Source organism: Devosia sp., assembly GCF_028290625.1.
In the GTDB taxonomy this organism is placed as follows: domain Bacteria; phylum Pseudomonadota; class Alphaproteobacteria; order Rhizobiales; family Devosiaceae; genus Devosia.
In genome coordinates this window covers 21,202-34,614 of the sequence record NZ_JAQGJM010000015.1, presented here as the reverse complement: position 1 = coordinate 34,614, position 13,413 = coordinate 21,202, and the positions used below count along the sequence as shown (strand labels likewise).

General features: G+C 62.9%; 16 protein-coding genes. 6 read left to right on the top strand and 10 right to left on the bottom strand.

Annotated elements, in window-relative coordinates; translation table 11 throughout:
• Positions 1-255: 255 nt before the first annotated feature.
• A complete protein-coding gene (locus JWR51_RS08560; RefSeq protein ID WP_299746303.1) occupies positions 256-576 on the top strand; it encodes a PilZ domain-containing protein in 321 nt (106 codons plus the stop codon).
• A 70-nt stretch (positions 577-646) separates the two neighbouring features.
• Entirely contained in the window at positions 647-988 is a 342-nt protein-coding gene (locus tag JWR51_RS08555) for a PilZ domain-containing protein (RefSeq protein WP_299746300.1), read from the top strand.
• Between the two features lie 136 nt (positions 989-1,124).
• Here the strand turns inward: JWR51_RS08555 and ctrA are convergent, their stop codons facing one another.
• Positions 1,125-1,826 carry a response regulator transcription factor CtrA gene (gene ctrA, locus JWR51_RS08550; RefSeq protein ID WP_299746299.1) on the bottom strand — a complete coding sequence of 234 codons (702 nt, stop codon included), beginning with the start codon at positions 1,824-1,826 and terminating at the stop codon, positions 1,125-1,127.
• Between the two features lie 397 nt (positions 1,827-2,223).
• Between ctrA and fliI the strand changes: the two genes are divergently transcribed.
• A complete protein-coding gene (gene fliI / locus JWR51_RS08545) occupies positions 2,224-3,552 on the top strand; it encodes a flagellar protein export ATPase FliI (RefSeq protein ID WP_299746308.1) in 1,329 nt (442 codons plus the stop codon).
• Between the two features lie 52 nt (positions 3,553-3,604).
• Entirely contained in the window at positions 3,605-4,018 is a 414-nt protein-coding gene (gene fliJ / locus JWR51_RS08540) for a flagellar export protein FliJ (protein ID WP_299725010.1), read from the top strand.
• A gap of 317 nt (positions 4,019-4,335) precedes the next feature.
• Here the strand turns inward: fliJ and JWR51_RS08535 are convergent, their stop codons facing one another.
• The 5 genes from JWR51_RS08535 to JWR51_RS08515 all read right to left on the bottom strand — a co-directional run bounded on the left by JWR51_RS08535 (position 4,336) and on the right by JWR51_RS08515 (position 8,230).
• Positions 4,336-5,256 carry a PRC-barrel domain-containing protein gene (locus tag JWR51_RS08535; protein WP_299746297.1) on the bottom strand — a complete coding sequence of 307 codons (921 nt, stop codon included), beginning with the start codon at positions 5,254-5,256 and terminating at the stop codon, positions 4,336-4,338.
• Between the two features lie 66 nt (positions 5,257-5,322).
• Complete coding sequence (locus tag JWR51_RS08530) at positions 5,323-5,925, bottom strand: PRC-barrel domain-containing protein (protein WP_299746295.1); 603 nt, start codon at positions 5,923-5,925, stop codon at positions 5,323-5,325.
• Between the two features lie 344 nt (positions 5,926-6,269).
• A complete protein-coding gene (locus JWR51_RS08525; protein ID WP_299746292.1) occupies positions 6,270-6,710 on the bottom strand; it encodes a GNAT family N-acetyltransferase in 441 nt (146 codons plus the stop codon).
• A gap of 14 nt (positions 6,711-6,724) precedes the next feature.
• The gene (locus tag JWR51_RS08520) at positions 6,725-7,132 is read right to left on the bottom strand and encodes a GFA family protein (protein WP_299746289.1); all 408 of its coding nucleotides are present in this window, start codon (positions 7,130-7,132) and stop codon (positions 6,725-6,727) included.
• A 39-nt stretch (positions 7,133-7,171) separates the two neighbouring features.
• Positions 7,172-8,230, bottom strand: coding sequence for a putative zinc-binding peptidase (locus tag JWR51_RS08515; RefSeq protein WP_299746286.1), 1,059 nt, complete (start codon positions 8,228-8,230; stop codon positions 7,172-7,174).
• A gap of 153 nt (positions 8,231-8,383) precedes the next feature.
• Here JWR51_RS08515 and JWR51_RS08510 point away from each other — a divergent pair, with 153 nt between their 5' ends.
• Both JWR51_RS08510 and JWR51_RS08505 read left to right on the top strand, forming a co-directional pair.
• A complete protein-coding gene (locus JWR51_RS08510; protein ID WP_299746283.1) occupies positions 8,384-9,088 on the top strand; it encodes a glutathione S-transferase N-terminal domain-containing protein in 705 nt (234 codons plus the stop codon).
• A gap of 92 nt (positions 9,089-9,180) precedes the next feature.
• A complete protein-coding gene (locus tag JWR51_RS08505) occupies positions 9,181-9,411 on the top strand; it encodes a DUF2934 domain-containing protein (protein WP_299746280.1) in 231 nt (76 codons plus the stop codon).
• Positions 9,412-9,416: 5 nt separating this feature from the next.
• On the opposite strand, the gene JWR51_RS08500 is transcribed toward JWR51_RS08505, so the two are convergent.
• Genes JWR51_RS08500 through flhA form a run of 4 tightly spaced genes read right to left on the bottom strand, consistent with a single transcriptional unit; the run spans position 9,417 to position 13,354 of the window.
• On the bottom strand, positions 9,417-9,761 hold the full coding sequence (locus JWR51_RS08500; protein WP_299746277.1) for a hypothetical protein: 345 nt from the start codon (positions 9,759-9,761) through the stop codon (positions 9,417-9,419).
• Positions 9,762-9,778: 17 nt separating this feature from the next.
• Positions 9,779-10,240 carry a MarR family transcriptional regulator gene (locus JWR51_RS08495; protein ID WP_299746274.1) on the bottom strand — a complete coding sequence of 154 codons (462 nt, stop codon included), beginning with the start codon at positions 10,238-10,240 and terminating at the stop codon, positions 9,779-9,781.
• 50 nt (positions 10,241-10,290) lie between these two features.
• On the bottom strand, positions 10,291-11,217 hold the full coding sequence (locus tag JWR51_RS08490) for an aminoglycoside phosphotransferase family protein (RefSeq protein WP_299746271.1): 927 nt from the start codon (positions 11,215-11,217) through the stop codon (positions 10,291-10,293).
• A gap of 1 nt (position 11,218) precedes the next feature.
• Entirely contained in the window at positions 11,219-13,354 is a 2,136-nt protein-coding gene (flhA, locus tag JWR51_RS08485) for a flagellar biosynthesis protein FlhA (RefSeq protein ID WP_299746268.1), read from the bottom strand.
• Positions 13,355-13,413: the final 59 nt, after the last annotated feature.

The window sequence follows — 13,413 nt, the reverse complement described above, 5'->3', positions numbered from 1 at the left end:
CCTGGGCTGTGTTTTGCGCTGGTTTCATAAATGCTGATTGAGCTCCTAACGGGCGAGTAACGAACACTGGCGGCGCCATCGAGTTCCCAAAAGAAGTCCGTCGTCTGATGCAGATTAGAGCGATCGTCAGCCCGCACCCTCGCCAGTACAAGACCAGAAACGGCCGCGGGGGCCGCGGCGAAGGCGAGGCGCAATGCTAGGAATTCGGTAAACCTTCTCGTGCATTGTCGCTCCAGGCAATTGGGTGAGGCGATGATGGGATTGCAACGAAGCGCGCTGCGGCTGGCAGGAGACCTCGTTCCGCGGCTGCAGCGGCGGCTGATCGATCAGCGCAGCGAGGATCGCCACGACGGGATCGTCGAGCGTGCCGCGATCATGTTCCGCAACCAGGAATATATCGTTCCGGTGATCAACATCTCGTCGCGCGGCACGATGATCGAATGCGAGATCATGCCGCGGATCGGCGAGACGATCGTCATCCGCTTTGAGGAGTGCTCGCCGATCCACGGCTTCGTGCGCTGGGTCCGCGACGGCAAGGTTGGGCTCAATTTCGGCCATGAGATCATCCTTGGCTGATGGCGATCTCCACCGCCCCGGTTACGCAGCCCAGCACGAGGACGGCCGCGCGGCCGACAAGGAATAAGCTATGATGATCACTGCCAGGATCGTTCCGGACCGCAGCGCCGGGCGCGATGCGCGTCGCGACGCGCGAGTCGATGCGACGGCCGAGGTCGGCCTGCGCGCGCTTGGCAGCAACGGCGTCGATGCGCAGCTGATCAACATCTCGAGCCTTGGCTTCATGGCCAAGACCGACGCCGAGATCACGCCGGGATCGCGGGTCTGGCTGACCTTGCCCGGGATCAGCCGAGTGAATGCGCTCGTCGTCTGGGCAAGAGGCGGCAAGCTCGGCGGCGAGTTCGCCGCGCCGATCGATCCGCTCAAGGTGCTCCAGGCGATCGGCAACCATTCGCACTACAAGCGCAACTAGCAGGCTCATCGTCGCACGCCAGCGTTCGGGGCCGGCGGCGGCTCAAAGCAGAAGCTGGTGCTCAGTTCCCCGTGCCGAACGCGGGCATGAAAAAGGCGCCGCATTGCTGCGGCGCCTCTTTTCTTGAAGATCGGCCTCAGGCGACCTTGGCTTCTTCCATGTCCTCGGGATCGCGCAGCACGTAGCCGCGGCCCCAGACGGTCTCGATATAATTGTCGCCGCTGCAGGCCAGGCTCAGCTTCTTGCGGAGCTTGCAGATGAAAACGTCGATAATCTTGAGCTCGGGCTCGTCCATCCCGCCGTAAAGGTGGTTGAGGAACATTTCCTTGGTGAGCGTCGTGCCCTTGCGCAGCGAGAGCAGCTCGAGCATCTGGTATTCCTTGCCGGTCAGGTGCACGCGCTGGGTCATCACTTCGACGGTCTTGGTGTCGAGGTTGACGGTCAACTCGCCGGTCGAGATGACCGACTGGGCGTGGCCTTTGGAACGGCGGACGATGGCGTGGATGCGGGCCACGAGTTCGTCTTTATGGAAGGGCTTGGTCATGTAGTCGTCGGCGCCGAAGCCGAGACCGCGGACCTTGTCCTCGATGCCCGCCAGGCCTGACAGGATCAGGATGGGCGTCTGCACCTTGGCGACACGCAGGGTGCGGAGCACCTCGTAGCCGCTCATGTCAGGCAAATTCAGGTCGAGAAGGATAATGTCGTAATCGTAGAGCTTGCCGAGATCGACGCCTTCTTCCCCCAGATCGGTGGTGTAGACGTTGAAGCTTTCCGATTTCAGCATCAGCTCGATGCTTTGCGCCGTCGCGCTGTCGTCCTCAATAAGGAGTACCCGCATTATATTCCCCTTGTCATTCGTTCCTGCTGGAACAGTGCGGCTGGTGGCCTGACGCCCGCCTCACTCCAAACCCTACTGGATATGACTGAACCCTAAGCCCTAATAGTTAACAAAGTTTAATTCGGTTGAGCAATACGCAAACGTAGGTAAGATGAATTAAGTTTAAGTCGTTGAAAATTAAGGGTTAATTCTCTTCATTTTTCTTAAGAAAATGGTTTAAGTAGGGCCCTTAAGCGACTCTCTGGACTCATGGTATTGCAGGTGGGGAGGGGTGGAAGCGGGTGGTGGTGCCAAGGGCGTCACGGACAGCTCCAAATGTCTCATTAACGCTTTTTGCTTAACGATCGGTTACTATCCGATTCGGTTCGCAGGCAGAATCGGAACTGTGGGGTTCACCATGAAGGCGCTGACTTCGGCGATCGACGCGATCGACGACGTGGAGGTTTTTGGTCGGGTTAAATCCGTCCAGGGCCTCCTGATCGAGATCGTCGGGCCGGTGCGCGAATTGCGGGTGGGTGGACGGGTGGCAATCGAGACCACCAATGGGGCAGAACTCGCCTCCGAGATCATCGGTTTCAAGGATGGGCATGCGCTCTGTCTGCCCTTCGGGCAGCTCTCTGGCGTGCGGCTGGGCTGCAAGGCAGTATTCCAACGCAATGACGGGGCGGCCTATCCGTCCGAAAGCTGGTTGGGCCGTGTCATCAATGCCAATGGCGAGCCGATCGACGGCAAGGGTCCATTGCCGCGTGGCGCGACGCCTTATCCGTTGCGACAAAATCCTCTGCTGGCGCATGACCGGGTGCGGGTGGGTGATCCGCTCGACCTGGGCGTGCGGTGCCTCAATACCTTTACCACCGTCTGCGAAGGGCAGCGGTTGGGTATCTTTGCCGGCTCGGGCGTCGGCAAGTCCGTGCTCATGTCCATGCTGGCGCGCAATACCAATGTAGACGTGGCGGTGATTGGGTTGATCGGCGAGCGCGGCCGCGAAGTGCAGGAGTTCGTGCAGGAATATCTCGGCGAAGTGGGCATCCAGCATGCCGTCATCGTGGTGGCCACCTCGGACGAGGCGGCGCTGATGCGGCGGCAGGCGGCCTATATGACGCTGGCGCTTTCCGAGTTCTTCCGCGATCAGGGCAAGCGCGTCTTGTGCATGATGGACAGCCTGACGCGCTTTGCCATGGCGCAGCGCGAAATCGGCCTGGCGATCGGCGAACCCCCCACCGCGAAGGGTTATCCACCGACCGTGTTCACAGAATTGCCACGTTTATTGGAACGAGCGGGTCCTGGGACGGTAAATTCGGGCTCTGTTACCGGACTATTTACCGTTTTGGTCGAAGGTGATGATCACAATGAGCCCATTGCCGATGCCGTTCGCGGTATTCTCGATGGGCATATCGTGATGGAGCGCGGAATTGCCGAGCGGGGACGATACCCTGCCGTCAATGTGCTAAGGTCCATATCGCGCACCATGCCAGGGTGCGTTCCGGTCAATTTTCGACCGGTCCTGGCCAAAGCGCGTGAGCTCATGTCGATTTATTCCGACATGGAGGAGCTGATCCGGCTGGGGGCATACCGGAAAGGGTCAGATCCTAAAGTGGACCGTGCGATTGCCGTGTATCCCGCGCTGGAGGCTTTTTTGAGCCAGGAGCGGGAAGAGACCACGACCCTGGCGGAGGGCTATAAGCAGCTCGAGGCCATTGTCGAGGCGGCAGGTGCGACGGTTTGATGGGGCGGTGTTCGTGCCCCGGAACTGACTTGGTGTGTAAGGAGTACGGGTCGTGAAATCGCGCAGCGAGAGCCTCATCAGGCTCAAAAAGTTCCAGGTGGACGAAAAGCGGCGTCAGGTCGCCCAGATCGAAATGATGGTCAACGACTTCGTCCGCATGGCGGGCGAGCTGGACCAGCAGATCGAAATCGAGCAGACCAAGACCGGCATTTCCGATGTCGCCCATTTTGCCTATTCGACCTTCGCCAAGGCGGCGCTGGCGCGGCGCGACAACCTGATCGCCTCGGCCAACGACATGCGCGAGAAGCTGGAAACCGCGCAGGACGCGCTGGCCGAAGCCATCGAAGACCTCAAGAAGGTCGAATTGCTGGACCAGCGCGAGCATCAGCGCGAAGCTGTCGAGCAGCTCAAGGTCGAACAGGCCGAGTACGACGAAATCGGCCGGCTCAGGTTCCGCAACCAGTAAGCGGTTTTCGATCGACGTTTTAAGGCCCGCATGAGCGGGCCTTTTTCGTTTGGGGGCGTTGCGCGAACCACACTGACGTGCCCCGCGAACCACACCCTGTGTTTTGCACCGAAAACAACCACAACCACGGTCCTTCCCGCGGGCTTGACCCGCGGGCCTCTCGCCGCTTGTGCCGTGTTGAGAGTGACCCGTGGGTCAAGCCCGCGGGAAGGGAGGTGGGTGTGAGAGCGCGGTGCACACCGGGCCATCCAACATCGCCTGCGCCGGTATGACACCGAGTGGGTGGCCGCATTGAACCCAAATGAGCATGAGCCGCCTTAAGGCATAATCACCATGCGCTGGTTATCCCGATCTGCCGCATAGGTGGCCGGATCGTAGGGCACCTGCTCTTCGAGCTGGCCGCGGGTGGCGTTGATGAAGAGATAGCGCGTGCCGCTGGTGTCAGCGGAGAAGTTGAGTTTGTCGAAGCCCACCGCAACCGGCTTGGCGCCAAGCCCCAGGAAGCCTCCGACATCGACCACGAGCGCATCGATAGCGCCGTCGGGGGTCAGCACCACATCGCTGATGCTGCCGATGGGCTCGTCATCGATGCCATAGACGCCGGTGCCGCGCAGTTCGTCGGCGGTCAGGGTGCTGCCGTCGAAATCGGTCAGGCCGGTGCGGTCCACCGGAGTGCTGATGAACGGGCGGTCGGGCTGGTCGGTAGTCTCGTCCGGATCGGCAGGCGCCGCATTGGGATCGCCCGGGGCCATCTGCTCCTGTTCCTGCTCGGGCGTCATGGCCGGGCCCTTGGCCTCCTCGCTGTCGCTCCAGATGAAGGCGGGGGCAGCGGTCAGGGCCTCGACGGTGGTTTCGAGCACCCAGCGGCGGCTGCCGTCTTCGCGCTCGGCCCATTCGAGCTGGGCGAAATCGACGGCGACGTCCTTGGAGCCGACGCCCAAAAAGCCCCCGACGCCGATGACGACGGCGGAAATGCCCTGGCCCGAGGTCACCACCATGTCGCTGATGGTGCCGATCTCCTTGGCGTCGTCGGCAACGCTGGAATAGACCTTCTGGCCGAGCAGACGGGTCACCAGCGTGTCCTCGCCGCGGGTCGAATAGCCTTCGGAGAGGACGGTCGGCGGCGTCAGCCCGCTTTGTTCCAATTGGCTCGGCGCAGCGGGCGCCGCGTCTTGCGCGAGGCCGGGGCCGGCGAGTAGCAGGGCGAAGGCAGGAACGGCGAAGAGGGCGTGACGCATCGATGGTTTCCTTATGAGCGAAAGGCCGGCCCCGAAGGGCCGGCCTCGTCGTGGAGTGGTCCGGTTCTACTGAGCCGGCACGGCAGGCGTCGTGGTATCGGCTGGCGCTGTCGTGTCGGCAGGAGCGGTATTGGCGTCGGCCGGCTCATCCTTCTGCCAGACGAAGTCGGGCGCGGCAGTCAGGGCATCCTTGGTGGTGGGGACAACCCAGCGCTCGGTATTGTCAGCGGCCACGGTGAATTCGAGCGACTTGAAGTCGACGGCGACCGACTTTTCGCCGATGCCGAGGAAGCCGCCAACGCCGATCACCACAGCGGTGATCTGGCCGTCTTCGCTGAACACTAGGTCGGTGACATTGCCGATGTTTTCGGCATCATCGCCGGCCGAGGAATAGACCGGCTGGTCGATCAGTTCGGAGGCCAAGTTGTCGCTATCGACAGCCGTATAGCCGGTCCCGATATCCCAGGGCTCGTCGGTGTCGGTGGTTTCCATGGCGCCGGATTCGACGGGAGCCGGAGCCTCAGGCGTGGCCGCGGGAGCCGCCGGGGCAGGTGCCGCAGGTGCATCCATCGGCGCAGGGGCCGCCGGTGCCGGGGCAGCGTCCTGGGCTAGGACGCCGGCAGTCAGCAGCACTGAGATGGCGGTAGTGGTCAGAAGGGTGCGGATCATAGTAAGCTCCGTAGGTTCATTGTCATGATGAACGGGCGGTGCGGCGCAAAACTTTCCGGTGGAGCGCCGTGCCGCCCATGATGCTTCGACAACGTGACATCCGCGGCAATCGTTCCGCGTTGCGACGTCCTGTCCGAAAGCGACAGGAATTGAAAAGGCCGGCCCTCGTAAATCGAGGCCGGCCCTTTCCGCCTCCCAGGCGGTTTTATCGTTGGTGTTCTCGAAGCTGGCAGCGATGCGCGCGCAGAACTCCTGACATCGCCGACAATAGCGGAGCGGTGACGACAGCACACGCGCTGCCGCCGTTCAGCGTTAAGCGGTTGCTAACTGGTTAACAAAATAGCTCAGATGTCATAGGTCCGCATGGCGCGGTGCGGCATGCCGGCGTCGTCGAAGATCTCGCCAAAGGCGACAAAGCCGAGCTTTTCATACATGCCCAGCTTGTCGGTCTGGGCGGTCAGATAGAGCCGCTCCTGGCCATTGTCGCGGGCGAAGGCCATCGCGGCCTGCATCATCGCCTTGGCGACGCCGCGCCCGCGAAAATGCTGACGCACGGCGACGCGGCCGATCTTGGCATGCTCAGGCAGATCGACGATGCGCAGGGTGCCGACAACCTCGCCCTCAGTGATGGCGACGAAGTGGGTGGCGGTCGCGTCATATTCGTCGTGTTCGAGTTCCTCGGGCACGTTCTGCTCCCAGACGAAGACCTCGCGCCGCACGTTGAAGGCGGCATTGCAGAGGCTGGAGAAAGCGGGCACGCGGAGAATCGTAACGTCGGAGGTCATTGGGCACTCGGCGGTCAGGTGGGGTCTTTGTCGTAGACGATTACGCCGGGCGGAAGTTGAACCCAGGGATGGCGACGACAGTCGTAGACTGAATCCTGGGGCGGCGGAAAGCTCGGATCGGCAAAAGCGCCGACCGCGACGGCTACGAACCTATCTTCGTAGCCTTCTTCGGTGTGAAACACCGTGCTGCCGCAGACCGGACAGAAGCTAAATCTGAACTTGGCGCCCTGATCGCCGGTGCGAACATATTCGGTGGCGGTGCCGAACACCTTGTAGGGCACGGCAAAACCCGCCAGGGCGGCAAAGACGCTGCCGGTACGGCGCTGGCAGGCGAGGCAGTGGCAGACGCCGACCCCGCCCGGTTCGCCCTCGACCTCGATAGACAACTGGCCGCAGGTGCAGCTTGCCGTTCGAGACTGCATGATGCGCCTCGCCATAATCCTCAGGGTCGCAATGTATCGCTACCGCTTTGCATGCACCAGGTCATGCACGAAGCCGAGCTTTGCGATCACCACGGGCGTCAGGATAAACGGGTAAGCGTCGGGCAGGCCCATGGTGCGGTTGAGATTGTTGAGCAGGGACGCCAGGGGCACCCAGTGGTCGACGATACTCTCAATGCTCGCTGCGCCGAACGGATCGAAATCAAGCCGGACGGCATGGCTGCCATCGTCATCGACGCGGGGCGTGGCCCGCACGCCAAAATCGCTGGCCATTTCCACCGTATCGGTGATGTGCAGATAGTGCGCCCAGGTTTCGGCGAAATCTTCCCACGGATGGGCGGTGGCATAGGCGCTGATATGGGTCTGCGGCCAGCCGATGGGGGCGCTGTTGGCATAGTAATTCTGCAGCGCGATGCCGTAGTCCTGTCGCTCGTCGCCGAACAGGGCGCGGCAGCGCGCGAGATCGGGACCATCGGCGACCAGCAGGTCCCAATAGTGATGGCCGATCTCATGGCGAAAGTGGCCGAGCAGGGTACGATAGGGTTCGCCCATGGCGGTGCGCCGCGCCTCGCGGGTGGCGTCGTCGGCTTCGGCTAGGGCGATGGTGATGACCCCGCCCTCATGCCCGGTCATCACCGGCCGCGCAGTGATCGGCAGGTCGGCGAGAAAGCGAAAACCGAGCCCATGCACGGGGTCTTCGGCGCGCGTCTGCAATGGCAGCTTGAGGCGCAACAGCGAATAGAACAGGCGTTTCTTGGCGCGCTCGATCACCTGCCAGCGGCTCAGGTTGAGCGGGGCGTCGACGGCCGGAATGGTCTCGTTGTGGCGACAGGCGGCGCAGTAGATTTCGCCGCCTGGAATGGCGGGGATCAACCAGTTGCAGGCACCGAACTGCGCGTTGGCGCAGAACACGAACGACTCGTCATGGATGGCCGGGCTGGACCACAGTCCGCCGTCCTCGACCAGCGACACCAGCGCATTGCTCTCGGGCACATAGCCGAGCTGATGCCCGCAGCGTTCGCACAGCGTGTTCTCAAAGTAGACGGTGTTGCCGCAATGGTCGCAGGCGAAGAGTTTCATGAGTTGCCCCGGTCTGTGCTGCGATAATGGCTGGGCGCCGGGCTGGTTCCAAGCGGCGTGACGCGGTGATCGGGCCGTGTACGGGCACCACGGTGTGCCGCCTTGCCGGCCCACGGTGCCTCCCCTAGTCTCCGCGCCAAACTGGAGACTCCCATGACCGATCTGTCTGCTTTCCCGATCACTAAGCGCTGGCCGGCGCAAAACGCTGACATCTTGCAGCTCTATTCGACGCCGACGCCCAATGGGGTCAAGGTCTCCATCATGCTGGAGGAAATCGGGCTGCCTTATGAAGCCCATTCGATCAACATCGGGCAGAACGAGACCTGGGGCCCCGAATATCTGTCGCTCAATCCGAACGGCAAGATCCCGGCGATCATCGATCCGAACGGGCCGGGTGGCAAGCCGCTGGGCCTGTTCGAGTCAGGCGCCATCCTGCTCTATCTGGCCGAGAAAACCGGCAAGCTGCTGCCCACCGATCCAGCAAGGCGCTACGAGGTCATCCAGTGGGTGATGTTCCAGATGGCAGCCATCGGGCCAATGTTCGGTCAGCTCGGTTTCTTCCACAAGTTCGCCGGCAAGGATTTCGAAGACAAGCGCCCGTTCGAGCGCTATCGCGCCGAAAGCGAGCGCTTGCTCAAGGTGCTGGAGAGTCGGCTGACCGGGCGGCAGTTCATCATGGGCGACGAATACACCATCGCCGATATCGCGCTGATCGGCTGGGTGCGCAATCTCAACGGCTTCTACGGGGCCGGCGAGATCACCAAATACAACGAGCTGACGGCAGTGCCCGCCTGGGTCGAGCGCATGATGGCGCGGCCGGCGGTGGAACGCGGGCTGAATATTCCGGCGCGGGCCTGAACGGCGTCACATCAGTGCTGCATGCCTATGGCAGCTTTGGATATGGGCCGCCGCGCATGATGCGCGGACGGCCGGGTTCAAGGAGAACTGGCGTGTCCGACTTTCACGAGAATACGATCCGCGAACGTGCCCAGTGGCTCTGGCATCAGGCCGGCTCGCCCGAGGGGCAGGATCTCGACTTCTGGCTGCAGGCTGAGCGTGAAGTCGCCGCCGAGGGTGGGGAAATGGGCTCCGCCAACGGCATCGAAATGTCGAGTGAAGAGCACCGCGATCGTCCCGACAATTTCTCGCCGACGCCATTCGGGTCGACCTACAACCAGTAAGAAGCCTATCCCTGCAATTCAGGAATTGGCATTTCTTCGAGCAGGGTGATTTCGCAGTCCGGCGCCCAGCGCAAGTGGTGGTGGTCTTTGACCATCGTCAGGGCCTCGTCCATGCTGGGCGCCTCGAGGATCGACATGCCCACGATGGGGCTGTCGCTGGACGTGGTGCCGGCGGCTGTCACCTTCACGGCGCGGCCAAACGGGCGGCCGGGATCGAGCAGGCTCTTACCCAGCTTTTTGGCCCAATCGATCCACATGTGCATGCCGGCCATGGCCTCTTCGGGCGTGGCCTGGGCGAAACGCTGTTTGACTGAAATCGGCGCGGAATACAAAACGATATAGCGTCCCATGGGTCCTGTGCTTTCTGCTACGGGGCCGGTTTGGGGGCCTCCGTCGGTAACTCGTCGGTTTGTTCGGCAACGATGCGAGCGATGTCCTGCAGCGTCGTGGCAAGGGCGGCCAGTTGGTCGGGATCGAGCTGGCTGGTGACCCGCTCCGACCATTGCAACTGGCGCTGGTAGATCGCCGACAACACCGCCTGGCCAGCCGGGCTCAGCTCCAGCAGGACGGTGCGGCGGTCGTCGGGCTTGTCGCGATAGGTGAGCAGTCCTTCCTTCAGCAAGACATTGGCCAGGCGCTGCACGCTTTGGCGGGCATGGCCCATATCACGAGCCAGTTGCGCTACACTTTTTGGGCCATAGCCCAGCCCGCCCAGGATCTGCCATCTGGCACTGCTCTGCCCTATCGGCCGCGAGATGCTCTCTCCGGCCTGCATCAGCAGGCCGTTGATGGCGAATATGCTCTCGGCAAATTTGGTCCAGGCATCCATGTGTCGATCCGATATGCGTATATTCCATATTGACAGTATGCTGTCAATATCTAACCGAGCAGCGTCTCGGCGATGCTGAGGAATTGCTGGCCCTTGGCGCGTTCGCCCAGTTGCAACAGCAGGAGCCCCGTCGAAACGCGCTCGATAAAGCCCCATTGCCAGATCGCCTCGGCCGAAACCTGGGTGCGGGTGGCGAGGTGACGGGCGTGGCTGCGAGCGATGTCGTGGGCGTGGCGGCCGCCCAGGCCCTCGTCCCAGGCGCGCAGCAGCACGCCGAGGTCATAGGCCGGCTCGATCGCGATCCCATCGGGGTCGATGAACTTGAAGCGATCGGTGCCGGGGACAGCCAGGATATTGGCCGGATGCGGGTCGCCATGGGCCAGGATTGCATGCTCGCGGCGATAGCTTGCGGCGCGGTCGCGGCAATAGAGCAGAGCCTTGTCGATGACGGTCGAGGAGCACGGCTGGCCGGTTTCGGTCCACATTCTGACGATGTCACTGCCCAGCGCGTTGGCCTTGTCTGCGCCGGTGGGAAACGTCATGCCGGCCGGGACGAGCATCCAGGCTTCGAGCAGGGTCGCGCAGACAATGTTCATCTGGTGTTCGTAGGGCAGTTCGCTCGTCTCGAGCCGGTCGCCCAGATGTTCCAGCAGCATGGCGCGGCGCGGCGCATGGTGGCGCAGCATCGTGACATAACCTTTGCCCGCCGCCGCCCGCAGTACATCGACCTCATGCCGCGTGGCATCGGTGGCGGGGGTGCTGACCTTGACCACGACGCTCTCGCCGCGCGACGTCCTTGCCTCGGCGACGAAGGCGGCGCTGCCGCCCTCGAGGGCCGGGCCGATGGTCAGGTTCCAGTCGTGTTCGAGGCTGGCGAGAGTGCTGTCGAGCGACGCCAGCCAGGCGAGGCCCTCGCTGCCTTCGGAGACGGCGCGGCGGCGAACGAGGTCGGGGACCGGGAAGGTCTTGCCGCTCATCTCAGACGCTGCCGATGGTCTTCAGTCGGATACGCGGATGCACTTCGTTCTGGCTCATCACCACGGTCTGCGGCCGGAACCGCTCGACAATGGCGCGGACATGCGGGCGGATCGAGGGGGAGGTGATCAGCACCGGCAGTTCGCCCAGCTGGGCGGCGCGTTCATAGCCCTGCTGCACGCCGACGATGAACTGTTGCAGGCGCGAGGGCGCCATGGCGAGGTGTCGGTTGTCGCCGTCGCCCACCATGGCCTCGGCGAAATCGCGCTCCCATTGCGGCGACAGGGTCAGCAGCGGCAGGTTGCCGTCGGGGCCCAGATTGGCGGCGCAGAGCTGGCGGGCCAGGCGCGAGCGGACGTGTTCGGCGATCATCTGGGTCGAGCGGCCGGGGCCGGCGACTTCGGCCACGCCTTCGAGGATGGTCGACAGGTCGCGGATCGAGATGCGCTCGCTGAGCAGCGTCTGCAGGATGCGCTGGATGCCCGAAACCGAAATCATGCCGGGGACGATATCCTCGACCAGCTTCTGCTGTTCCTTGGGCAGGCCCGAGAGCAGGGACTGCACATTGGCGTAGCTGAGCAGGTCGGCAACGTTGGCCTTGAGCACTTCGGTCAGATGGGTCGAGATCACCGTTGACGGATCGATGATCGAGAGGCCGCGCAATTCGGCCTCGTCGCGCAGAGCCGGCTCGATCCAGGTTGCGGGCAGCCCGAACGTGGGCTCGGTGGTGTGGTGGCCCGGCAGGTTGATCTCTCGGCCCATGGGGTCCATCACCATCAACTGGTTGGCCCAGATCTGGCCGTGGCCGGCTTCGACCTCCTTGATGCGGACCTTATAGTCGTTGGGCTCGAGCTGCATGTTGTCGAGGATACGCACCGGCGGCATGACGAAGCCGAGCTCGCCCGCAAGCTGGCGGCGCAGCGCCTTGATCTGCTCGGTGAGGCGATCGGAGCCGTTCTCGTCTTCCTTGACTAGGCCGAGCAGGCCATAGCCGAGTTCGAGCTTGAGCTCGTCGATCTTGAGGCTGTCAGTGATCGGCTGGTCGCTGGGGCCGGAGCTGGCAGCGGCCGGATTGGAGGCCAGGGCTTCGAGCGCCGCATCGGCCAGCTTCTTGTCCTTGCCGGCCATGGAGCGCCAGGCGAGATAGCCGACGCCGCCTGCAATGCCGATAAAGGGAATGAACGGCATGCCGGGCAGGAAGGCCAGCAGCACCATGACGGCCGAGGACATGCCCAGCGCCTTGGGATAGCCGGTGAACTGGGCGGTCAGCGCCTTGTCGGCCGAGCCGGTAACACCGGACTTGGACACCAGGATACCGGCGGCCGTGGAGACGATCAGCGCCGGAATCTGGGAGACGAGACCGTCACCGATTGTGAGAAGGGTATAGACGTTGCCGGCTTCCGAAAAGCTCAGGCCCTCCTGCATCACGCCGATAATCATGCCGGCGATGACGTTGATGAAGGTGATGATCAGGCCGGCGATGGCGTCGCCGCGCACGAACTTGCTGGCGCCGTCCATGTTACCGAAGAAGGCGCTTTCGCCTTCGAGTTCGGCGCGGCGGGCCTTGGCGGTGGTTTCGTCGATCAGGCCGGCGCTCAGGTCGGCGTCGATGGCCATCTGCTTGCCGGGCATGGCGTCGAGGTTGAAGCGCGCCGCGACTTCGGCGATACGGCCGGAACCCTTGGTGATGACGATGAAGTTGACGATCACCAGGATCGCGAACACCACGACGCCGATGACGAAATTGCCGCGGGTGATGAAGTTGCCGAAAGCCTCGATGACGTGCCCGGCAGCGCCGGTGCCGGTGTGGCCTTCGGACAGGATCAGGCGGGTGGTGGCCAGGTTCAAGCCCAGCCGCAGCATGGTGGCGATCAGCAGCACCGTGGGGAAGGACGAGAATTCCAGCGGCTTCTGGATGAACAGGGCCGTCATCAGGATCATCACGGAAAAGACGATCGAAATGGCCAAGAGCCCGTCGAGCAAGACGGGCGGCATCGGCAGGATGAGGATGACGATAATCGCCATCACGGCAGTGGCGAGCGCTATGTCGCCGGACCGCAGAATGTTGAAGACCGAGCCGAAGCTCGGAATCTTATAAGCCGGGCCCGGGACTTTGCCGCTGGGGACGATGTCGGTCATGAATGGGGGTGTCTTTCAGCCGACGCTGTCTGCCTTCTCCCCTTGTGGGAGAAGGTGCC